The organism is Acetobacter conturbans, from assembly GCF_011516755.1.
Lineage (GTDB): Bacteria > Pseudomonadota > Alphaproteobacteria > Acetobacterales > Acetobacteraceae > Acetobacter > Acetobacter conturbans.
The window spans coordinates 1-21,640 of the sequence record NZ_WOSY01000004.1 but is presented as its reverse complement, the minus strand read 5'-3'; the positions used below and the strand labels follow the sequence as shown (position 1 = coordinate 21,640).

Annotated in this window: 20 protein-coding genes, 1 tRNA gene and 1 pseudogene; 11 read left to right on the top strand and 11 right to left on the bottom strand. The window is 59.0% G+C overall.

Annotated elements, in window-relative coordinates:
• Nucleotides 1-422 precede the first annotated feature (422 nt).
• A complete protein-coding gene (locus GOB81_RS05080) occupies nt 423-1,721 on the bottom strand; it encodes a hypothetical protein (RefSeq protein WP_173569305.1) in 1,299 nt (432 codons plus the stop codon).
• A 3-nt stretch (nt 1,722-1,724) separates the two neighbouring features.
• Nucleotides 1,725-2,756, bottom strand: a complete 1,032-nt coding sequence (locus GOB81_RS05075; RefSeq protein ID WP_173569304.1) for a hypothetical protein — start codon at nt 2,754-2,756, stop codon at nt 1,725-1,727.
• Nucleotides 2,757-2,872: 116 nt separating this feature from the next.
• Here GOB81_RS05075 and GOB81_RS05070 point away from each other — a divergent pair, with 116 nt between their 5' ends.
• From GOB81_RS05070 to GOB81_RS05050, 5 genes are all read left to right on the top strand, one after another.
• The gene (locus GOB81_RS05070; RefSeq protein ID WP_173569303.1) at nt 2,873-4,246 is read left to right on the top strand and encodes an RsmB/NOP family class I SAM-dependent RNA methyltransferase; all 1,374 of its coding nucleotides are present in this window, start codon (nt 2,873-2,875) and stop codon (nt 4,244-4,246) included.
• Nucleotides 4,247-4,259: 13 nt separating this feature from the next.
• Nucleotides 4,260-4,955: a hypothetical protein gene (locus GOB81_RS05065; RefSeq protein WP_173569302.1), complete on the top strand. Its 696-nt coding sequence runs from the start codon at nt 4,260-4,262 to the stop codon at nt 4,953-4,955.
• A gap of 300 nt (nt 4,956-5,255) precedes the next feature.
• Nucleotides 5,256-5,918, top strand: a complete 663-nt coding sequence (gene rpe, locus GOB81_RS05060; protein ID WP_173569301.1) for a ribulose-phosphate 3-epimerase — start codon at nt 5,256-5,258, stop codon at nt 5,916-5,918.
• A 51-nt stretch (nt 5,919-5,969) separates the two neighbouring features.
• Nucleotides 5,970-7,856, top strand: a complete 1,887-nt coding sequence (locus tag GOB81_RS05055; protein WP_173569300.1) for a heparinase II/III family protein — start codon at nt 5,970-5,972, stop codon at nt 7,854-7,856.
• Nucleotides 7,857-7,894: 38 nt separating this feature from the next.
• On the top strand, nt 7,895-9,043 hold the full coding sequence (locus tag GOB81_RS05050) for a glycosyltransferase family 4 protein (protein WP_173569299.1): 1,149 nt from the start codon (nt 7,895-7,897) through the stop codon (nt 9,041-9,043).
• On the opposite strand, the gene GOB81_RS05045 is transcribed toward GOB81_RS05050, so the two are convergent.
• Genes GOB81_RS05045 through dapD form a run of 3 tightly spaced genes read right to left on the bottom strand, consistent with a single transcriptional unit; the run spans nt 9,012 to nt 11,647 of the window.
• Nucleotides 9,012-9,650, bottom strand: coding sequence for a hypothetical protein (locus GOB81_RS05045; protein WP_173569298.1), 639 nt, complete (start codon nt 9,648-9,650; stop codon nt 9,012-9,014). The two genes, GOB81_RS05050 and GOB81_RS05045, sit on opposite strands and share 32 nt — an antisense overlap.
• Entirely contained in the window at nt 9,647-10,789 is a 1,143-nt protein-coding gene (gene dapE, locus GOB81_RS05040; RefSeq protein ID WP_173569297.1) for a succinyl-diaminopimelate desuccinylase, read from the bottom strand. The genes GOB81_RS05045 and dapE overlap by 4 nt, the downstream gene beginning before the upstream one ends.
• A gap of 9 nt (nt 10,790-10,798) precedes the next feature.
• Nucleotides 10,799-11,647 carry a 2,3,4,5-tetrahydropyridine-2,6-dicarboxylate N-succinyltransferase gene (dapD, locus tag GOB81_RS05035; RefSeq protein ID WP_173569511.1) on the bottom strand — a complete coding sequence of 283 codons (849 nt, stop codon included), beginning with the start codon at nt 11,645-11,647 and terminating at the stop codon, nt 10,799-10,801.
• 147 nt (nt 11,648-11,794) lie between these two features.
• Here dapD and GOB81_RS05030 point away from each other — a divergent pair, with 147 nt between their 5' ends.
• Complete coding sequence (locus GOB81_RS05030; RefSeq protein ID WP_173569296.1) at nt 11,795-13,216, top strand: bifunctional diguanylate cyclase/phosphodiesterase; 1,422 nt, start codon at nt 11,795-11,797, stop codon at nt 13,214-13,216.
• The gene (locus tag GOB81_RS05025; RefSeq protein ID WP_173569295.1) at nt 13,213-14,250 is read left to right on the top strand and encodes a hypothetical protein; all 1,038 of its coding nucleotides are present in this window, start codon (nt 13,213-13,215) and stop codon (nt 14,248-14,250) included. Before GOB81_RS05030 ends, GOB81_RS05025 begins: the two co-directional genes overlap by 4 nt.
• A gap of 16 nt (nt 14,251-14,266) precedes the next feature.
• Here GOB81_RS05025 and ruvX read toward each other — a convergent pair whose 3' ends face one another.
• On the bottom strand, nt 14,267-14,749 hold the full coding sequence (gene ruvX, locus GOB81_RS05020; RefSeq protein ID WP_173569510.1) for a Holliday junction resolvase RuvX: 483 nt from the start codon (nt 14,747-14,749) through the stop codon (nt 14,267-14,269).
• 71 nt (nt 14,750-14,820) lie between these two features.
• On the opposite strand from ruvX, the gene gatC reads away from it, so the two are divergent.
• From gatC to gatB, 3 genes are read left to right on the top strand one after another with little or no spacing between them, the layout of a single operon-like run.
• Nucleotides 14,821-15,111: an Asp-tRNA(Asn)/Glu-tRNA(Gln) amidotransferase subunit GatC gene (gene gatC, locus GOB81_RS05015; RefSeq protein ID WP_173569294.1), complete on the top strand. Its 291-nt coding sequence runs from the start codon at nt 14,821-14,823 to the stop codon at nt 15,109-15,111.
• On the top strand, nt 15,111-16,595 hold the full coding sequence (gene gatA / locus GOB81_RS05010) for an Asp-tRNA(Asn)/Glu-tRNA(Gln) amidotransferase subunit GatA (protein ID WP_173569293.1): 1,485 nt from the start codon (nt 15,111-15,113) through the stop codon (nt 16,593-16,595). The genes gatC and gatA overlap by 1 nt, the downstream gene beginning before the upstream one ends.
• A complete protein-coding gene (gene gatB, locus GOB81_RS05005) occupies nt 16,592-18,046 on the top strand; it encodes an Asp-tRNA(Asn)/Glu-tRNA(Gln) amidotransferase subunit GatB (RefSeq protein WP_173569292.1) in 1,455 nt (484 codons plus the stop codon). The genes gatA and gatB overlap by 4 nt, the downstream gene beginning before the upstream one ends.
• Nucleotides 18,047-18,123: 77 nt before the next feature.
• Here gatB and proB read toward each other — a convergent pair whose 3' ends face one another.
• From proB to rplU, 4 genes are all read right to left on the bottom strand, one after another.
• Nucleotides 18,124-19,254 (bottom strand): glutamate 5-kinase, encoded by a 1,131-nt coding sequence (gene proB / locus GOB81_RS05000; protein WP_408736903.1) that lies wholly within the window; start codon nt 19,252-19,254, stop codon nt 18,124-18,126.
• Nucleotides 19,251-20,291: a GTPase ObgE gene (gene obgE / locus GOB81_RS04995; RefSeq protein ID WP_173569508.1), complete on the bottom strand. Its 1,041-nt coding sequence runs from the start codon at nt 20,289-20,291 to the stop codon at nt 19,251-19,253. Before obgE ends, proB begins: the two co-directional genes overlap by 4 nt.
• 123 nt (nt 20,292-20,414) lie before the next feature.
• Complete coding sequence (gene rpmA, locus GOB81_RS04990) at nt 20,415-20,684, bottom strand: 50S ribosomal protein L27 (RefSeq protein WP_173569291.1); 270 nt, start codon at nt 20,682-20,684, stop codon at nt 20,415-20,417.
• Nucleotides 20,685-20,734: 50 nt separating this feature from the next.
• A complete protein-coding gene (gene rplU / locus GOB81_RS04985; protein ID WP_173569290.1) occupies nt 20,735-21,049 on the bottom strand; it encodes a 50S ribosomal protein L21 in 315 nt (104 codons plus the stop codon).
• A 240-nt stretch (nt 21,050-21,289) separates the two neighbouring features.
• Here rplU and GOB81_RS04980 point away from each other — a divergent pair.
• Nucleotides 21,290-21,379: transfer RNA gene (locus GOB81_RS04980), tRNA-Ser, on the top strand.
• A gap of 163 nt (nt 21,380-21,542) precedes the next feature.
• Here GOB81_RS04980 and GOB81_RS04975 read toward each other — a convergent pair.
• Nucleotides 21,543-21,640: pseudogene (locus GOB81_RS04975) on the bottom strand (IS5/IS1182 family transposase); the annotation flags it as partial.

Genomic DNA, 21,640 nt, shown 5'->3' with positions numbered 1-21,640 from the left:
ATATATACGATATTACTTTCATAATACCGGCCAATGAATTCTCATTATTTTTGTTTAAGAAATACGTTCTGCACACCCTTTTGGTAATTCCTGTTCCAGACCGGAAGATCCCAGTATGGGCAGACATGAAATATGAAACCACCGGAATCAGCCAATCAGGCGCTTAACGGCCTCGCGGAAAGCTCACTGTTGAAGGGTGAATAGCAATTTCCAAAAGGACTCTTAGAGCCTTTTCGACATTCGAACTCAGTTCCTGACGCCGCTCCAGAATGTACCGACTTTCAGAAGGGCCGACCGCAACCGTCCATTGACTGACGTTCCAGAAGGTCATTCCATCGTTGCTTCATAAGACTTTTAATTTCCAATAAAGTCTCTCTGATCTGCAATGAATTCCCGGTCGCCACGCCAGATGGTAACGGTTTTTATTCTGTAACAAGGGGGCCATATGCACGCCCCACTCGCGTGTCCGTGAAGGAAAAAGTCTTACGCAGTGAAAATTTGCTGTAAGCCGGAGGCGGCATGAGGGCAAGATAGTCCGTCAAAGGTTGAGATGCTGTCGAGGACTCTTCGAGTATTTCAATAGCATGCATACGCTCAGTATAGGTCAGACCGGGAACCTGATCTCCTGCGTAATGTTCCACCAGTTGGCCCAGCGCCGCACGATAATCGACGAAGCGGGTAAACATCCGTCCAAGAAGAGCCAGTTGCCTAAACCGCCGATTACCCTGTTCGAATGCGACCATGCGGGCATCCGTCCACGCTGCCACCGGCCATGCCAGTTGCAGGTCTTCCTCAATCAGCAACATGAACTGCGCCCGTGTCGCGCGGGCTGCCGATGCTTTCAATCTGGCGGCCGTCAGCACATGCAGGGAACAGCGATTGGCGAACCGGATGAGCGCGCTGATAGTGGCCTGTTCCGCTGGCTCCAGCCAAAGCAGGACACGGCGCTCTTTGCGCTCCGTGACTTCTGTCAGACCGATTTCCCTGTCGATGCGATCGCAACGCGCTTCGAACAGGTTAAACGTTTCCGCAAGCACGGCATCACACCGGTCAAGCCATAGCTTTGCGTCGGGCCGTGTGTGAGCAACTGCGCGTGCGGCTGGCAGCACAAGATCGATCTCTGTGCGGGAGGCAAATAGAAGCATCAGGGCAAATGACCATGTCGTCATTCCGCCATTCATCGCATTTGCCAGCAACGTATCGAGTTCTTCCCCATCGCATGTCACGGGACCGACCTCATCGCGCGAAGGAAAGAAATGACGCGCCTGAGCAAAAACGAACTGGATGGAGGGAAGGAGCGCCTCGATCGTGGGGGTCTTCAGCCCGGAACTTTCCGCAATCTCCGTCAGAACGGCTTCGGGCATCGGCCGCGACAGCACATGTGCCGCCCGACGCCACAAGAGTTCAGAAGCCCGCTCCAGCGGATCGGCCCAGCCTGAATCTTCCAGCGGATCCCGGTCAGGAAGGCCGCTGCCATCTCCGGCCTGTATCAGTTGCCGGACAAGCGCGCGTTCCGGAAAGCAGTCCAGAATCCATATCCGCAACGGATCTAGAAGCGAGTCAGGAATGGTATGATCGGCCGCCGCAGCTGATTTGCGCCATTCGGTCGCCGGAATGATGATGGGCCACAGCGGACGGAAGAGCAGTGTAAAGGTCGTGGCCACTGGTCCGTCTGAAACCCCGTCCATCCGGACTGGAACAAGTGCGCGTGAAAGAGCCATAAGTCAGTCTTCCCTTGCGTCACAAAGCAGCAGAGTGCGGCTCAGACGTTCATTGCGTTCTGCGAAATAGAGGGCCTGATCGACTTCCGCAGGCCAGTGAGCCTGAGAGGGTTTCATCGCATTACCCAGAACCGACGGTCCTGCAGCAGCCTTTTCATGATGCGTAAGCACGTGCGCCAGAGAGAAGAATTCCGCGAGCATGAAGCCGGCTGCGGGCGCGGCAGGAATTTCCCGAAGCAACAGTGCAAAACGTATCCAGCCGTCCAGAGTCGCCAGTTCCTGATCGATCGTTCGGGTTTCGGCGGGAATGCGCAGGAGGCTTTTCGGTTGGGCCAGAAGTCCGGCGCACATCGCATAAAGGGCCTCGATACGACCGAATGCCTCGGTAGCGACTTTTACGACACGGTCCGTATTGAGACCGGCTCGCTCCAGTGCATGCCTGCGCTGGGGCAACAGCTCGAGAGCTTCCTTCACAATCCGCAGTCGTGCAGGCACGGGGCTTGTGAATGCCGCGCCTCCGTCACCCCGTCGGCAGCTTTCCGAATGTACGCCCAGGAAAAGAAGCCGGGAGGCCAGCCACTCCGCCCATTCAAGCGACACCCCCACCTCCTTTGTGAGCGCCCTTATATCGCGCCGCAAAGTCGCCTTTCTCACTTCCGTCGTCTCGATCGCCAGCCGGGCCATGACCTGTGTTTCACGTCCGGCGAAACCGGTGGAGGCGACAGAGAAAAAGCTTTTCCTCACATCTGCGGGTGCAGGTTCCCGCAGGGCGATGATCTGCCGGATCAGGACGCGGTCAAAAGCGGTGGGGACAAAACCGAGATCATCAAGCTTGCAGGCATCGGCAACCAGAATACCCGCTCCAAAAGGATTCGGGACGAGCAGTTCGGCAGGCTGCCGAGGACGCACGCGCAGAACCATTCCTCCGGTCAGCGGGCTGGTCGTGGGCAGAAACAGGGAAAGGACAGCCGGAAGGGGGCTTGAGACACCCCCGGCACGACGGGTGTTTCGGGGATCGGCGACGTAGGTCTCCATGGGGGGTCCGACACTGTCCTTCATACGTTCGAAATTGGCTCCGGCATGCAAAACGTCTGGCACCAACACGCGTGACGTGTCATGTCGTCGCCCTGACGCTATTCAGACCGGGAACAATGAACATTCCGTCAAACACTTCGCCGCGCTCTCCCCGCCCTTCACGCAGGGGCTCCGCCCGGGTCGGCAAGGGCGCTGGCAGGGCAAAGAGACCGGATGCGCCCGTGGTGGCGGACCCGACCCGTGAAATCGCGTACGACATCGTACGTGGTGTGATCGAAAACCGCCGCATGCTGGAGACGACTCTCAATCGCTCTCCCGATGCCCGCGATGCGGACGCACGCGATCGCGCCGCCGCGCACAGGCTGGGCGCCGCAACACTGCGCCATCTGGGAACGCTGTCCGCCGTTCTGGAGCCCTTCCTTCGCAAGGAGCCACCAGAGCCTGTGCGAGCTGCGCTTCTCATCGGGGCCTGCCAGTTGCTGTTCCTCGACACACCCCCGCACGCTGCTGTCGGCACGACGGTAAATCTGCTGCGGCGACGGGATCTGGCGCCGTTTGCAGGACTGGCCAATGCGGTTCTGCGCAAGGTGGCAGGGCAAGGGGTTGCACTGCTCGAAGGTCTTGATCAGGAGCGGCTCGATATCCCCTCGTGGCTCTGGTCCTCATGGAAAAACCTCGGGCCGGGAGTCGCGCGTCGGATCGCACGCGGGCTGTCACATGAAGCGCCTCTTGATCTGACGATGCGGGCTGGCGCCACCGTGCCGGAAGGGGGCATCGTACTGCCAACCGGGTCAGTGCGCCTGCCCGCCGGGACCCGTGTGACGGAACTCGAGGGTTTCCCCGAGGGCACATTCTGGGTGCAGGATGCCGCAGCCGCGCTTCCTGCACGACTGCTGAACGCACGCCCCGGCGAACAGGTCGCCGACCTCTGTGCCGCCCCGGGTGGAAAGACCGCGCAACTCGCGGCGACAGGCGCGCATGTCACGGCGCTGGAACGTGATCCGGTCCGTATGGAACGCCTGCAGGAAAATCTCACCCGCCTGAAAATGGAGACCGTCCGAACCGTGTGTGCGGACGCCGCGGCATGGCAGCCGGAGACGCCGCTCGATGCGATCCTGCTGGATGCGCCCTGCTCGGCAACCGGAACCGCGCGTCGTCATCCGGATGCCCTCTGGATCAAGCGCCCACGCGATCTGGCGACACTGACCGAAACGCAGACCAGCCTGCTGGCTGCATCGGCGCGGATGCTGAAACCGGGTGGTCGGCTGATCTATGCTGTCTGCTCGCTACAACAGGAAGAAGGCCCCGATCAGGCCCGGAAGATTGCAGGACAGTTCGGCCTGAAAGCAGACCCGTTCCTGCCGGAAGAACTGGCGGATCTTCCCGAAGCGCTTACAGCGGAAGGCTGGCTGCGTACCCATCCGGGTCTCTGGCCGGAACTGGGCGGGATGGACGGCTTTTTCGCAGCCCGATTTATCAAGGAAAAGTGAAAGACCTGCGCTGATGGAAACGGTGCTGACCCAGCACATCGACACACCGGAAGGACGCTCTTTGTGGCGCGACCTGCTGGGTCGGCAACCGGGTCTGGGAGCCGTTCTGAACTATCTCCGGAACAGCCACGACGCCTCAGCACAACAAGGGCTGCTGTGGTATCAACAGGAACTCCTTGATCGCTGGTTTTTTCGCATTCCGTCCCCCCTCACGGGCAGCATGATTCACTCCGGCGATTCATGGGCCTGCGAAAGCGGCATAACCTGCTTCCGCTTCCCCGATGCTCCCGGCCTGTTTCTGGTCAGTAGCGAAAGGGAAAAAGGGTTTCCCATCAACGCACTTCTGCTTGCCGAGGCGGCGCTGTGCCTCAGTTTTGGGTCACGCGAAAATGCCCTCACCTCCGGACAGGCGCTGGACCTACTTGAGTGGGGACAGGTTCAGCCACCCCGCTTTGCATCTTCCATAAGCGCGCTGGTGGAGGGCTCAGCGTCTTTGACGCCCTCAAGCAAGGAACGCGCAGCGTTGCGAGCGCTGGTCGACTCGCCGCATGCCAGAGGCCCCGCCCCTGTGGTCTTCATTCATGAACGGCTGGCCGACATATGTGATGAAATCTCATTTTTAAGAAACTGGCCCGTGAAGCAGAGCGTGGCCGCCGAAGAAGAGAACCAGACGGGACGTGTGTGTTTCTGGCTTGGTTCCCCGCTATAGCCCGCGAGTGTGTGCAATGAGCCGTGGCACCTTGCTTTTCGCGATCTCCAGCCTCTGATCATGCCGGAAATGTTACGGCAGTGGACCTTTCTGCCGGTATCGACCTCACTCCCGCCACAAAGAACGATAAAAAGAATGTGTTCTTAAACATTCGTCATTATCTGTTCCCTCAAGCTTGAATCCGCGTTTCCTTCATGTGGTCTGTGAAAAAGGAAATGAGAGGTGTAACCTTGGGGAATTGCAATAAAACAGGCGTGAAAAGCGGTTGCCTGTGCCGCCATGCTTATCGATAACGGAACAATGACAAGCACCGCCCCCCACCTGATCGCACCGAGCCTTCTCGCAGCTGACTTCGCCCGTCTGGGAGAGGAAGTCGCCGCCATTGAATCTGCCGGAGCAGACTGGCTGCATCTCGACGTGATGGATGGCCATTTCGTGCCGAATATTTCATTCGGTCCCGCCGTGGTGCAGGCGCTTCGTCCGCACAGCAGGCTGCCCTTCGACGTGCACCTGATGATTGAGCCGGTCGATCCGTATCTCGAGGCATTTGCGAAAGCCGGGGCTGACCATATTACCATTCACGCGGAAGCCGGACCGCATCTTCACCGCTCCCTTCAGGCCATCCGCGCCCTCGGTGTGAAAGCCGGAGTGTCGCTTTGTCCCGCGACCCCTCCAGAAGCGCTTTCACAAGTGCTCGATATGGTGGATCTCATTCTCGTGATGTCGGTTAATCCCGGATTTGGTGGACAGAAATTCCTGCACGGTCAGGTTGGAAAGATCAGAACGCTGCGTGAAATGATCAACAAGACAGGTCGCCAGATCCGGCTGGCCGTCGATGGCGGTATCGACACAGAAACCGCACCGGTCGCCGTTGCGGCCGGAGCCGATGTTCTGATTGCAGGAAGCGCCGTGTATGGCCGCGATGATTACGCCGCCGCCATCAGAGCCTTGCGGAGCGCCTGAAGACATTCTGAAAGTTCATTTTTCACCGCAGGAAAACAGGAGACAGAAGGTATGGGCTTAGGCCGATGGTGGCGTGATGTGCGGTTTTCATTCGCACTCCTCGGACCTCTGGGTGGCCTGCGCTCCATTCCGTCAGCTCCGAACCAGACAATAAGGGATCTGTGGCCCGGTGATGCGGCCTGCGGTGAACTGTTGGTGAGGGGTCGCGCGTCGCATCACGGCGTGACGCGGACGTTCAATGAAGGTCAGTGGGCTGGTGATGATTGGCCTGCCTCCTTTCAGGACTGGTTCCAGAGTTTTGAATGGCTCCGGGACCTGCGCGATCTCGGCTCCGAGTCCGCGCGCACCAGAGCCCGCTCCATGGTGGCCGCATGGATTTCTCAGCCGATGGGCACTACGCCTCTCGATGACCCGGCCATCACCGGCGCACGCATTGCCTCATGGCTGGCTCAGTATGATTTCTTCGCTGCCTCCGCCGATGAGGACTATCGCCGTTCACTCCTCGGACGGATCGTGCTGGAAGCCCGCACCATCATGGTTCTGATGCCCACCAGCCGCCACGACTGGACTGCGTTGCGCGGACTGAAAGGATTGCTGGCGGCAGCCGTCGCCATTCCCGATCAGCGGGCCTTTCTTTCCCGTTTCATGCGTCTGATCGACCCGGAACTTGAAATTCAGGTTCTGCCCGATGGTTGCCATGCGACACGAAGCCCCGGCGCACAATTTCTTGTCCTGCGCGAACTGGCGGAAATACGGCTGATCCTGCAAACGGCACGGATCCCCATGCCGACCACACTTGCTTCGGCACTCGACCGTATGGCTCCCGTTCTGCGGGCTTTCCGGCATGGAGACGGTCGGCTGGCGCTTTTCAATGGCACATGGTCTCACGACCCGTCGCTGATCGACCTGATCATCACGCGCGCCATGCCGCGTGGCCACGTGCTGGCGCGCACCATGAAAGATGGCCGGTTCGTGCGTGCCTCATCTGGCAACGCCGTTCTGTTTGTCGATGCCGGCGGACCGCCTCCGCCGGGGTTCGACAAACTGGCCCACGGTGGGCTCATGTCGATGGAGTTTTCCTCAGGCCGCTCACAGATCGTCGTTAATTGCGGTGCGAGCCCCCTTCCCGGCTGGCATGAAGCCCTGCGGGATGCACCCGCTCATTCCGTCCTGTCGGTCCCGAAATGTCCTCCTGTCTTATGGCGACGCGACGGCGAGGTCGATGTCCGACCGGATGTCACGTGGGAACACTCCGTCTCCGGCACCGACCACATGATCGAACTGGCGTCAGACTGCTATCGTCCCGCGGGTTGCGGGGCCTATCATCGCCGCCTCTTCCTTGCTGCCGAAGGCGCGGACCTGCGCGGTGAGGACAGGCTTGGGACCGTCGGACAGCCCTCTGAATTCGTCCTGCGCTTTCACCTGCATCCTTCCGTTCGCATAGAACTGGAAGAAACGGACATTCTGCTCCACACGGCGGAGGAGGTCTGGCGTTTCCGCAGCGACGGATATTCCACGATTGAAGAGAGCATCTATTTCGGCGGGTCAAAACCGACACCCACACAGCAGATCGTGGTGAGACCTGCGGAAGTCGATCAGGAAAAATCACTGGAAGCAGCCGCATCAGTAGCCCCTGAGCCGATCGAACTTCCACAACAGGATGAGATGTCTCCAGAAAGCGAACACGACACCCTGAGCGAGGAAGAAGCTGCTTCCATCGCAACGGCCATCGCAGCAGCTGAAGAAAGTGAAACATCGCCGGGAGACGACGTGAACCTGAACCCGGCTTCCCTTGATGCCGCCCTGGCAACCATGCCGGAACTCGTTCCGGATACTGCTACCGTGCCACTGACCGACACTGAGGAGTCACAGCCTGAGCTGCCTCATGCCGAACGCTCCAACGTGATCCGCTGGGCGTTCACCCGGCTTGATGCCTGAAGGCATGACAAGAGACGTGCTGTTTCCGGAGTAACTGCATGAAGATTCTGGAAATCACGAACGTCGATTTCTCCCTGCGCCATTTCCTGCTGCCACTCATGCGGCAGTTGCGCACGGACGGTCATGAGGTCGTGGGTGTCAGTGCGGATGGCCCCCTGCTGCATGATGTAAGGGCCGAAGGCCTGCGTGTGGTTACCGTGCCGATGGCGCGATCATTTTCTCCTTTCGCGCAACTGCGGGCTTTTACCGCTCTTGTCAGGCTTATCCATCGTGAAAAGCCGGATCTGGTCCACGCTCATATGCCGATCAGTGGCTTGCTGGCGCGTTTTGCTGCCAGACTGTGCGGCGTGCCCTGCATCGCCTACACGTGCCATGGCTTTCTCTTCAATCAGCCAGGTTCAGTGATCCGACGCACTCTTGCGCTCGTTCTGGAATGGCTTGCAGGCCATGTGACGGACATCTACCTCACGGTTTCGCAGGAAGAAGCGCAGGATGCCCGTCGGCTGCATATCCACCCGCACGCGCAAGCCGTGGGGAATGGCCGCGACCCGGCGCTATTCAAGCCGGATCAGAACGCCCGAACAGAGTTACGACATACCCTGAGCGTGCCGGAAGATCGTGTGGTGATCGTGGCCGTTTCCCGGCTTGTGCGTCACAAAGGTTATCCAGAACTTCTGGAGGCCATGGAACAGGTGCCTGCTGCGGAATTGTGGATCGTAGGGGAACGGCTTGCCAGCGATCACGGCGAAACACTGGAGACTCATTTTCGACGGGCGGAAGCAAGCCTCGGCTCACGGCTGCGAATGCTGGGTTATCGCTCCGATATCCCTCGCGTATTGGCTGCGGCAGATATCTTCACGCTGCCGAGTCACTTTGAGGGGCTCCCAATGTCCATCATCGAAGCGATGCTGACAGGGCTGCCGGTCGTGGCGACCGATATCCGGGGCTCTCGCGAACAGGTGGAAGAGCATCAGACCGGTTTGCTCATTCCTGCCGGGAACGTGGCGGCGCTCACCGCCGCGCTGAACGAACTTGCGGTGGATCGGTCACTTCGTATCGCCATGGGGACAGCAGGGCGAGAACGAGCCCTGCTTTTATTCAGTGAACCCGTCGTTCTGGCCCGAACTGTCCGCCTGCTTGAAGCTGGAACAGAACTCAGGATGCGGCAGAAGAACTGCCTGCGGTAAAGCCCGGCTGGAACAGGTCATTGATGAAATGATAATGGGGAGGAAGAAGTGAAGCCAGACCGTAGCACAGCAATGCGAAACAGAACGTCGCGCCATACAGTACAATGGCTTTCGGCCAGCTGAGACGCAGTCCGGATTTGGCCACGAAAATCCCGAGCCATAGCCCATACATATCGCTGCTCAGGACAATCGCCGTCCCAAAACCAGGGCTGTCGGCAAGGGCGGAAAACAGCACACTTCCCGCCGCAAGCGCCACGACCGAAACCAGCACGGTTATCCACTCGCACCACACGGCTGCCGTGACGTAACGAAGCCACAGATCCTCACGCCCCCAGCGCCGGGCGAAAAAGTGGGAGATGACGGGTAACGCCAAAAGTGTGCAGAAGGAAAGTTCAACACGGATCAGGCCAAGTACAGGCTGCTTCTGCAATGCGACCGCCACCAGCCCGACGATACACATGGCCAGCCCCGGGGAGAGAGCTGCGAGAAAATTATCCACCCCGGACCCAAAACGCTGGATCCCCTCAGACCGACCGCAGGCAAGAAGGGTCATACCCTCGACAACGGATTTCGGGTTTGGCGCGTCGCCTCGGGATGCGCCGTTCACGCCACCGTCCTTTCGAGAAGTCGTTCATAAACACATGTCAGCGTATCGAGATCCGCTACGGTAACATGCTCGTCGATCTGATGCATGCTTGCCCCCACGAGACCAAATTCCGCGACAGGACAATAAAGAGCAATAAAACGAGCGTCGGAGGTGCCGCCACCAGTATCCAGCTTCGGCTCCCTCCCTGTCACGTCGCGTACAGCCATCCTGAGCGCTTCCAGTTCCGGCCCCGGTTTCGTCAAAAACGATTCACCACTTATTCTTGCGTCTACATCGCAGTCCGGCGCGTGCTTACGCGAGACGGTCTCGATCCATTCATGCAGGGCTTTGCCCGAGTGAAGATCGTTGAAGCGAATATTCAAACGTGCAGCAGCCTCGGCTGGGATCACATTTGTTGCGGTATTGCCGACATCAATGCTTGTGACCTGAAGACTGGAGGGCTCGAACCACTCCGAACCCTGATCGAGCGGTTCGGCGGTCAGTTCGCTCAGGATGGCAATCAGCCGGTGAACCGGATTATCCGCGCGATGCGGATAGGCCACATGGCCCTGCTTTCCCCGGACCGTGATACGGACATTGATGCTGCCACGCCGCCCGATCTTGATCACCTCTCCCATGCTGGCGGGATTGGTGGGCTCACCCACCACGCAAAAATCGGGAATCTGATCATGAGCCTGCATCCACTCCAGCACTTTCTTCGTGCCGAACTGGGCCGGTCCTTCTTCATCCCCGGTAATGAGAAGGCTGATGGACCCTTTCGGCTCCGGAGTTTTCTCAAGAACGGTTGAAACCGCAGAAACAAAGGCCGCAATGGCACCCTTCATGTCGCAGGCGCCGCGCCCGTAAAGAACACCATCCTCGACAGCACCTTCGAACGGGCCATGCTGCCATCCACCGCCCCCTGGAGGCACTACATCCGTGTGCCCCGCAAAGCACAGATGCGGCTTTCCTTTTCCCCGTCGGGCAAAGAGATTGGGAGTGCGCTCCTCCCCCTCTCCGTAAGGCAGATGAAAAACCTCGAATCCCAGTGCGCTCAATGTTGCGCCAAGCGCAATCTGCGTTTCGCCAGGATCGGGACTCACCGACGGATGGCGTATCAGATCGGAAGCAAGGGCGCTGACATTGAGTGCAGAAGTCATCAACCGCTCTCAGTCGCGCAACAGATCGTTGATGGAGGTCTTGGAACGCGTGCGCTCGTCAACCCGCTTCACGATCACGACACAGGCCAGAGAAGGATTGGGCTGTCCTTTTTCGTTGAGCGGGGTCTTAGGCGGCAGGTTCCCCGGCACCACGACGGAATATGCCGGAACGCGACCCATATGGATCTCGCCCGTGGTGCGATCCACGATCTTTGTGGAGGCACTGATGAAGACACCCATGGACAACACCGAACCGCGTTCGACGATAACACCCTCGGCAACCTCGGAACGGGCGCCAATGAAGCAGTTATCTTCGATGATCACGGGAGCGGCCTGAAGCGGCTCCAGCACGCCGCCGATTCCCGCGCCACCGCTGATGTGGCAGTTCTTGCCGATCTGCGCGCAGCTTCCCACCGTTGCCCAGGTATCGACCATGGTGCCGGAATCGACCCGGGCACCCACATTCACAAAGCTCGGCATCAGCACGGCGCCAGGAGCAATAAACGCGGAGCGGCGCACGACAGCGCCCGGAACGGCACGGAAACCGGCTTCCGCAAAGCGGGCGGCATCCCATCCGGCGAACTTGAGTGGCACCTTGTCAAAAGCCGGAGCACCAGCGGCACCCCCATCGACAATGGCGTTATCGAACAGCCGAAAAGAAAGCAGGACTGCCTTCTTCAGCCATTCATGGACGAGCCAGCCATTATCTTTCGGCTCGGCAACCCGCAGCCGACCGGCATCAAGACCTTCGAGAGCTGTCTCGATCGCAGAACGGTCCTCGCCGGTCGTCGCCGGAGATATGGAGGCGCGCTCTTCCCACAGCGCTTCGATTCTGGATCTGAGTTTTTCTTCGCTCATCGTTTCCCACATCACATCATTAAAAGGTGGCACCAGCCGTCGCTCGGAACAGGCGCGCAGTTGGCGGACCATGCTGTTGACGGCTTCCGATGTCAACGCAACCGCCGTTAACGAGACCGCAACCTTTCCCGGATGAAATACGGAAGCATGAGCACCATGCCTTCCTCCTCCGCCTCTGAGTCGTCGCCACCCGAGCAGGATGGCAAGCTGATGGACGCACTCCTCGCCAGTCGCAGGCGCTGGAAAAGCCTGACACAACTGGTGGCGGACTTCATTTTCGAGACCGACGATGAAGGACATTTCACCTTCTTCGAAGCAGGCCCGGCACTGGGCTGGAACGATCAGGAACTGATCGGCGATCCGGGAAGCCGTCTGCTTCCTTTCGTCAATTCGGCCCCGACCCCCAACCCCTTCCAGACGCGTAATGTCATCCGTAGCCGTCGGTTCTGGATCAAACGTGCGGATGGCACCTTCGGCTGCATGCTGATCTATGCAACGCCCCTGCTCTCCCCCACAGGGCAACATGCTGGCGTTCGTGGGCTGGGTATCGATGTATCGGACGAGATCAGTTCCAATGCTGATCTGGCAGTTGCCCGGCTGCACAGCGAGATTGTCCGACGCATCACGGCGACAATGCGCTCCCGGGCTCTTTCACGCCTCGGTATTCCTCCAGCCTTTGATGAACTGGCCGCGATGCTTGGCGCCTGCGGTGGCATTCTCATTTCCGAACGCCCCGAAGGGAAGGTCGAGAATGACGATGACGATGCGGAAGAAGAAATCGTTCACCGCCTGCAAAGTGGGAATGCCGCATTTGATTCCCATGTAGAAAATCTTGTCCGGCAGTCGGAAGCCAAGCTTTCGTTCGAACCTGAGATTCTTCAGATTGAAGGGCACGACGTCATTTTGTGCCGTAGTAGGGTGCGTTACAACGCACCCGCAGCGATGGCGCTCTGGCGTAACAATCTCGGTGTCTGGTCCCAGGATGACGCCAATCTGGCTGATGCCGCACTGGCCACTTTTGCCTCTGCTCTCGAAATGAGCGCGCTTAACCGCGCACTGGCGCGAAACGCCCGTTTCGATCCCCTGACCGGCATGCTGAACCGAAACGGGCTGCTTGCGGAAATTTCTCGTCGTCTTCCCCGTCTGGATCGCGAACGCCTCTCCGGCACCCTTCTGGTCATCGGTCTCGATCGGTTTTCCGAAATCAATGTCCGATTCGGCTTTGAGGCTGGCGACAGCGCTCTCCAGCAGGTCGCAACTTATCTGAGGGACGCAATTCGCCCCACAGACCTGGCGGGGCGTCTGGGTGGAGACATTTTCGGACTTTGGCTGGATGGGGCCGATCATTTTGTCGCGGCCGAACGTGCCGAGGCTTTTTGCCAGCACGGGGCAGCCATTTTTCTCTCGGAGCCGCTCACTCTGACGTTCTCGGTCGGCCTTGCCGCTCGAAACTGGGAAACCGGAGAGAGCGTGGAGTCACTGATCGATCGTGCCAGCTTCGCGATGCGGAGCGTTAAGCTCGCAGGCGGGGCTCGGTGGCACACATCACTGGAAGAGTCTTCACCATGAACGCTTCATTAGATCCAAAATTCTTTCAGATTCTTCCCACGCGCTCTCTTTCTGCGGCGCCGGCAGCCTCAACGGTTAATCCGCTTCTGGAAAAAGGTCGTATCGCAAGCCCTGCGACCAGGAAAAATCCAGTCGTGTGGGAATGCCTCAGAGAGCGCATTGCCTCTCTCCGGCCCGATGTCGACGCTCAGAAAATCACTCTTCTGACCGGGGCTGTTCAGAAGACGCTAGACACCCTCATGAATGATAGTTGGCAGCGCGCGCGCCGCGTTATTGCTCAGGTCACAGGGGAAGCGCAGGCCATTTCAATTATCGGGCCGCTTTCGGAATCGGCAAGCGTTCCCGAAAGGCTGATGGCCGAAATTGACGATGAAACCCTCAGCCATGAACTGCAAAAGCGTGCGAATGGTGTCAAATTGACGCCCCCGAAAATGGCGGGACAACACGCAATGCTGGTTTCCTCTGTGGCGGGCAAATCGCTTGCGCAAATCGAGCCCGTGCTTGATGAAATGGAAAAAGCACCGGACCGTCCGACGGCGCTGGAATATGCCTGCGTGACCGTCACAAAAATGTTGGTGCGTGAGCGATGCGTCAATCTTGTCGCTCCCGTAAAACAGAAGATCGAGAAAGAGCTTTCCTTTGAACTTGCCGCCACATCAGAACTCGTAAAACCACGCGTTCAGAGCGAACCGGCCACGACGGTAATTAACGACAACATTGCTGATCTCGCGACCGAAGCGCTTTACGACGATAATGTGGATGCAATCGTCGAACTTTTAGCGCGCGCTCCAAATTTCGCCGCTGACGTTGTGCGGGAAACTCTGAACGGACGAAATGCACGCGCCATTACCGCTCTGGCATGGAAAGCTGGTCTTCCTGCCTCCGTCTCGGCCGCAATCCAGATTCATCTCGCGCTCATCCCGCCTACCCGCGCCATTCTTCCTGCGCTGGACGGCTCTTATGCTCTCAGCCCGCGGGAACTGAACTGGCAGCTGGATTTCCTGAGAGAAAAAGCCACCGCCCTGATAGCGTGAGCTCGCTCCTTCATTCCTAAAACTGCGTCTGACGCAACACCGCCAGACGATCAAGAAATCCCTGGAGAATGTAGGCAGCCGCCATTTTGTCGACGATACTTTCCCGTCGTTTTCGGGAAAGGTCGGCCTCGCTGATGATCGCCCGATTAACGGCGCTGGAAGAAAGACGCTCGTCCCACAATGTAGCTGACAATTCTGTCTGCTCTGACAAGGCGAGAGCCCAGTCCCGCGCAGCCTGCGCAGCCGGTCCAAATGTCCCGTCCAGCGACAGAGGCAGCCCCACGACAAGCGCCGCGACATTATGCTCGTGAGCGATTTTTCTTATTTCGCTCGCCATCAGGGACAGTTTCCCGCGCTTCAGGCTCCCATAGGGGGATCCAACCATCAGCATCACATCTGATAGCGCGAGACCGATCTGCTTTGCTCCGGGATCAATTCCCAGCAGCCGCTGACCGGTGGAAAGTCTTTCCCCGAGTTCGGTTATGTTGAACAGAGCCATCGCCTGAGGGTATGGTGTCGTGCTGGCGGTGACGCCAGCATTATTTTCCATGATTTGAGAGTTTCTGCTTCATGTCGCTCGATCTCGCGACCACGAGACGCATTGCCAAGCTCGCCCGGATTGGGCTTGACGACCAGGAAATCGAAGCTGTCCGCGCACAGCTCGGGGGGATTCTCGGCTGGATCGAGATTCTGGATGAAGTTGATGTCGAGGGCGTCCCGCCCATGGTCGGCACCAGCGTCACCACGACCCTTAAGCCACGAGAGGATGTCGTGACCGACGGCAACTGTCAGGACAAGGTGCTGTCGAACGCCCCGGACCGTGAGGGTCCCTTCTTCACCGTACCGAAGGTGGTCGAGTAATGCTGACAGATCTGACAATCGCACAGGCCAGCGAAGGCCTGCGCAAGAAAGAATTTTCCGCTGTCGAGCTGACAAAAGCCCACACGGACGCGGTGGAAACACTGAACGGGCGTATCAACGCCTACATCACCGTCACGTCCGATCTGGCGCTTGAGGCCGCGAAAAAAGCCGATGCGCAACTGGTCAGCGGCGATGCTCCGGCACTGACGGGCATTCCACTCGGCATCAAGGATCTGTTCTGCACCAATGGCGTGCGAACGACTGCGGCCAGCAAGATCATCGGCAACTTCGTGCCTCCCTATGAGAGCACCGTCACGGCGAAGCTGCTCGAAAACGGCGCGATCTTCCTTGGCAAGACCAACCTCGACGAATTCGCCATGGGGTCCGCCAATCTGACGTCAGCCTTCGGCGGCGTTGAGAACCCCTGGCACCGTAAGGGTGATCCGTCCGTGATGGTTCCCGGCGGTTCGTCGGGCGGTTCCGCGGCAGCCGTCGCCGCGCACATCGCCATGGGTGCAACCGGCACGGATACCGGCGGCTCCATCCGCCAGCCTGCCGCCTATTGTGGCATCGTTGGCCTGAAGCCGACCTATGGACGGTGCAGCCGCTGGGGGACCATCGCCTTCGCAAGCTCACTCGATCAGGCTGGCCCGATGACCCGCACAGTCGAAGACGCTGCGATCATGCTGACGGCCATGGCAGGGCATGATCCGAAGGACAGCACCTGTGCCGATATCGCGGTGCCCGACTATCGCGCTGCCTGCGGTCGCAGCCTGAAGGGCCTGCGCGTTGGTATTCCAGCCGAATATCGGGCTCCCGGCATGTCGGAAGAAATCCTTGCTGTCTGGCAGAAAGGCATCGATCTGCTTCGGGAAGCCGGTTGTGAAATCGTCGATGTCTCCCTGCCCCACACGAAATACGGCCTTGCGACCTATTACATCATCGCACCGGCTGAATGTTCGTCTAACCTCGCCCGCTATGATGGCGTGCGTTTCGGTGAACGGGCTGAAGGCGCCACCAGCCTTGACGATCTTTACGAAAAGACCCGTCACAATGGCTTCGGTGAAGAAGTGCGTCGCCGTATTCTGATGGGCACCTACGTGCTCTCAGCCGGTTACTACGATGCCTATTATCTCAAGGCGCAGAAGGTCCGCACGCTGATCCAGCGTGATTTCACCCATGCCTTCGAGAAGGTGGACGTGCTGCTGACCCCCACTGCACCGACTGCCGCTTTCGCTCGCGACGAGAAGCCGGAAGATCCGGTGCAGATGTACCTCAACGACATCTTCACCGTCCCTGCCAGCATGGCCGGACAGCCCGCCATGTCGGTGCCGGTCGCGCTCGACAGCAAGGGATTGCCGCTTGGTCTCCAGTTGATCGGCAAGCACTTTGACGAGGAAACGATCATCGCGGTCGGGTCCGCTCTGGAGAAAGCCGCCGGATTTACGGCCCGTCCGGATCTGCGTGCAGGAGTAAGCGCATGAGCTACACGCTTGAAGGCAACACCGGCACGTGGGAAATCGTTGTCGGGCTTGAAGTCCATGCGCAGGTCATCAGCAAGTCCAAGCTGTTCTCCGGCGCGTCCACCGTATTCGGTGGTGAGCCAAACTCGCAGGTCAGCCTGATCGACGCCGGTTTCCCCGGCATGTTGCCGGTCATCAATCAGACATGCGTGGAACAGGCTGTTCGCACCGGTCTCGGACTGAAAGCCCGGATCAATCTGGAAAGCCGCTTCGATCGCAAGAACTATTTCTATGCGGATCTTCCGACCGGTTATCAGATCAGCCAGTTCGAACATCCGATCATCGGCACAGGCATCGTGGAAATCGAGCTTGCGGACGGCAGCACCCGCGAAATCGGCATTACCCGTCTGCATCTGGAGCAGGATGCGGGCAAGCTGATGCACGATCAGGACCCGAAGCGCTCCTTCGTGGACCTCAACCGTGCGGGCGTCGCTCTGATGGAAATCGTCAGCGAGCCTGATATCCGTTCGCCAGAAGAGGCCGGAGCCTATCTCCGCAAGCTGCGTCAGATCCTGCGCTACCTTGAAACCTGTGATGGCAACATGGAAGAAGGCTCCATGCGGGCGGATGTGAACGTCTCCGTTCGCAAAGCCGGTGAGCCAATGCGCACACGCTGCGAGATCAAGAACGTCAACTCGATCCGCTTTGTCATGCAGGCCATCGAGATCGAGGCCACCCGCCAGATCGAGATCTGGGAAGCTGGTGGCGAAGTCGATCAGGAAACGCGTCTGTTCGACCCCCACAAGGGCGAGACACGGGCTTTGCGCTCCAAGGCCGACGCCCACGATTATCGCTACTTCCCCGACCCGGACCTTCTGCCCTTGGTGATCGAGCAGAGCTGGGTCGATCAGATCAAGCAGACGCTGCCGGAACTACCTGATGAAAAGCGCGCCCGTTTCCAGAAGGATTATGGAATCACCGCGTACGATGCGAGCGTTCTCGTCGCTGAACAGTCTACGGCGGACTTCTATGAGAAGGTTGCCAAGGGACGCGACGGCAAATCAGCCGTGGCCTGGGTGACCGGTGACTTCTTCGCTGCCCTGAACCGCACGGGCAAGTCGATTGAGGAAAGCCCGGTGAGCGCTGATAGCCTCGGCGCGATGCTCGACCTGATTGCTGACGGCACGATCAATGGCAAGATTGCCAAGGAAGTGCTGGAAGAGATGTTCGAGACAGGCGAAGCGCCGATTGAGATCATTGATCGCAAAGGGCTGCGTCAGGTCACCGATACCGGGGCTATCGAAGCGGCTGCCGATGACATCATTGGCAAGAATGCTGACAAGGTGGAGCAGTATAAAGGCGGCAAAGACAAGCTGTTCGGCTTCTTCGTCGGTCAGGTGATGAAGGCGACGGCGGGAAAGGCAAACCCGGCCATCGTCAACGACATCCTGCGGAAAAAGCTCGACGGCTGATACGTCGGCAGGGGGCATATGTCCCCTGCCCGTGCTTCGCAGCCAGTTGAAAGGCTGCGAAGCACGGGCAATCGACCTCAGAGCAGAACCAGATTATCCCGGTGGATGAGTTCGTCATGGCCCTGCCATCCGAGCACAGTTTCGAACTCTTCCGACCGCTTGCCGACAATCCGTTGCGCATCTTCTGCCGCATAGGCAGACAGGCCGCGCCCGAGTTCCTTGCCGGCATTATTGAAGACACGCACCAGATCGCCTTGCGCGAAGTCTCCCTCGACCGACACCACCCCAGCGGGAAGTAGTGAACTGCCCTGAATGAGAGCCTGCATGGCTCCGTCGTCAATCGTAATGGTTCCCATCGGTGTCAGACCACCTGCGATCCAGCGTTTGCGGGCGGACCGGCTATCGGTGCCAGGCAGGAACCATGTGCAGCGCGCTCCATCCCGAAGAGCCGCCAGCGGATTCGGACGTTTACCGAGTGCGACCGCCATCGCGCAGCCGGACTCTGTGGCAATCCGGGCCGCGACCAGCTTAGTCCGCATACCACCGGAGGAGTATCCCGGTGGTGGCGCGCCGCCCATTGCATCAATCTCCGACGTCATTGCCGTGACAACCGAGATGTGCTGCGCGTCAGGGTCGACGCGCGGGTCAGCCGTATAGAGGCCATCGATATCCGACAGCAGGATCAACTGATCCGCGTCAATCATCTGCGCCACGCGAGCGGCCAGCCGATCATTGTCGCCGAAACGGATTTCCGCTGTCGCAATCGTGTCATTCTCATTGATGACCGGCACGCAGCCGAGGCCAAGCAATGTGTCGAGCGTCGCTCTTGCGTTCAGATAGCGCTGCCGGTCTTCGGTATCATCCGGCGTCAGCAGAAGCTGTGCCGCCGTCAGTCCGCGCTCGGACAGGACACTGGACCATGCCTGAGCAAGGCGTATCTGCCCGACAGCCGCCGCCGCCTGCTTTTCTTCCAGACGAAGGGCTGCACGGCGGGTCAGCCCCAGCGTGTGACGGGCAAGAGCGATCGCACCGGACGAAACAAGGACGACTTCTGTCCCTGCGGCGCGGAGTGCCACGATATCATCCGCAATACTTGCGAGCCACGCTTCACGGGGTGCGCCGAGATCAGGATCGACAAGAAGCGCACTGCCAATCTTGACCACCACGCGGCGAGCATCGGCGAGTGCGGGCATATTCGGCGTCGTCACGACGCCTCCTCTTCGCCTTCCTCTGCTCGTGCCACCCGGTCCGCCCGTGCTTCGGCAACGATGATGTACAAAGCCCGCAGCACTTCATCCACGCCGTGACGCGCCACACCCGACATGACCATGACCTTCGAACCAGACGCCTTTTCCAGTGCGCGTTTACGGCCGGAAAGCTGCTGCGGTGTCATCGCGTCAGACTTGTTCAGGACAATAATCTCGGGCTTGTCCTTCAGCCCTCCACCATACTCATCCAGTTCGGTACGAATGGTGCGCCATGCATCCACTACGTCGCCAGCCGCGCCGTCGACCAGATGCAGTAACACGGCACAGCGCTCCACATGCCCAAGGAAGCGATCTCCCAGCCCATGACCTTCATGTGCGCCTTCGATCAGTCCCGGGATATCCGCCAGAACAAATTCTTCCGTCATCGAAAGACGAACGACACCGAGTTGCGGATGCAGGGTTGTAAACGGGTAGTCGGCGATCTTTGGACGTGCTGCCGAGACCACGGAGAGGAAGGTGGATTTCCCGGCATTGGGGAGGCCTACCAGTCCGGCATCCGCAATCAGCTTGAGACGAAGCCAGACCCACCGCTCCTCGCCCGGCCATCCCTTATCGGCACGACGGGGCGCACGGTTGGTGCTGCTTTTGAAGCTGGCGTTTCCATGACCGCCATCACCGCCACGACACAGCACGATGCGCTTACCGACTTTATCCAGATCGGCGAGGAGGGTTTCCCTGTCATCATCCATGATCTGCGTGCCGACCGGCACCTGAATGAGAACGGCTGAAGAGGCTGCGCCCGTACGGTCGGACCCGGCCCCGTTACCACCCTTTTTCGCACGGAAATGCTGTGTGTAACGAAAATCTATCAGCGTATTGAGGTTGGAAACGGCTTCAAAAATGATGTCCCCTCCCCGGCCACCATTGCCGCCATCAGGACCGCCAAATTCGATATATTTCTCCCGGCGGAACGCGGTGACACCGTCACCACCATCACCTGAGCGCACATAGATTTTGGCCTGATCGAGAAACTTCATCACCGTCACCCTGTATCCCACGGGCGACTCTGCGCCGGTAAGGATACAAAAAGGGGCCGATCCAAACCGGACCGGCCCCTGTCTTGCGTCTGTACGCGGGCTGTTACCCGCGCGGGACCTTAATTATTCAGCTGCGAGCGGAAGAGCCTCGACCGAAACATGGACGCGGTTATCGCCACGACGCTGGAAGCGGACGCTGCCATCGGACAGAGCGAACAGCGTGTGATCACGCCCGACGCCAACATTAGCACCGGCCATCATCTTCGTGCCGCGCTGACGAACAATGATGTTGCCAGCAATGACGCTCTCGCCGCCAAACTTCTTTACGCCGAGACGACGGCCTGCGCTGTCGCGCCCGTTACGGGATGAACCGCCTGCTTTTTTTTGTGCCATGAACCTTGCTCCTTACTGATGCGTGCCTGTGATCAATCTCCGGAGAGAGATCAGGCTGCCTTGATCTCGCTGATGCGCAGGACGGTAACCGGCTGACGGTGACCATTCTTGCGACGGCTGTTCTGGCGGCGACGCTTCTTAAAGATGATGATCTTGGGAAGGCGATCCTGAGCAACGACTGTGGCCGTCACTGTTGCGCCGGCGACCAGCGGAGCGCCGATCGTCGTGCCGGACTCGCTGCCGACTGCGAGCACCTCGGAGAAGGTGATGGTCGAACCGGCTTCGCCTTCAAGCTTTTCAACTTTGAGCACGCTGTTCGGCGTAACACGATACTGCTTGCCGCCGGTGCGGATGACTGCGAACATAATAAAACTCGTCTCTTTCCGATCAATCAACGTCCCGCGGCGCTTTCGCGCAGGCGCTTCGTCCAGTCGCTTTTTCTCGTTGACCGCATATTACGGCCAGCCCCGCCTTATGGTGGCGGAAAGGGGCTTTTACGCGGGAGACTGGTTTTGCGTCAACTGAAATCGCATTCGGGTGAAAATGCCCCTTGTGTTCCGGCTCTATATTGCCTAAACGCGCTTTCGACGCCTTCAGAAGCGTGCGGAGAGGTGCCAGAGTGGTCGATCGGGGCGGTCTCGAAAACCGTTGTGCCTTCGCGGGTACCGTGGGTTCGAATCCCACCCTCTCCGCCAGATCGTCATTTTCCTAAGAAAATCAGTCACTTACACCATGACAGCGTCACCTTGATTGTGACTGTGCGTCACTGGTCCAGCGTCACTGTTTTGCGGGGAGCTTTGCAGCTCTCAGGGCGACACATGGCTTCCTCATCTCTGCCTCAAACGCTAGGGCGTGTCGTCAGTTAATTCTGATGATGGTTGCAACGAGTTGGACGGCTGCGAGGAAGGTTGATTTCAGCTTGTCGTAACGGGTTGCGATACCCCTGAACTGTTTGA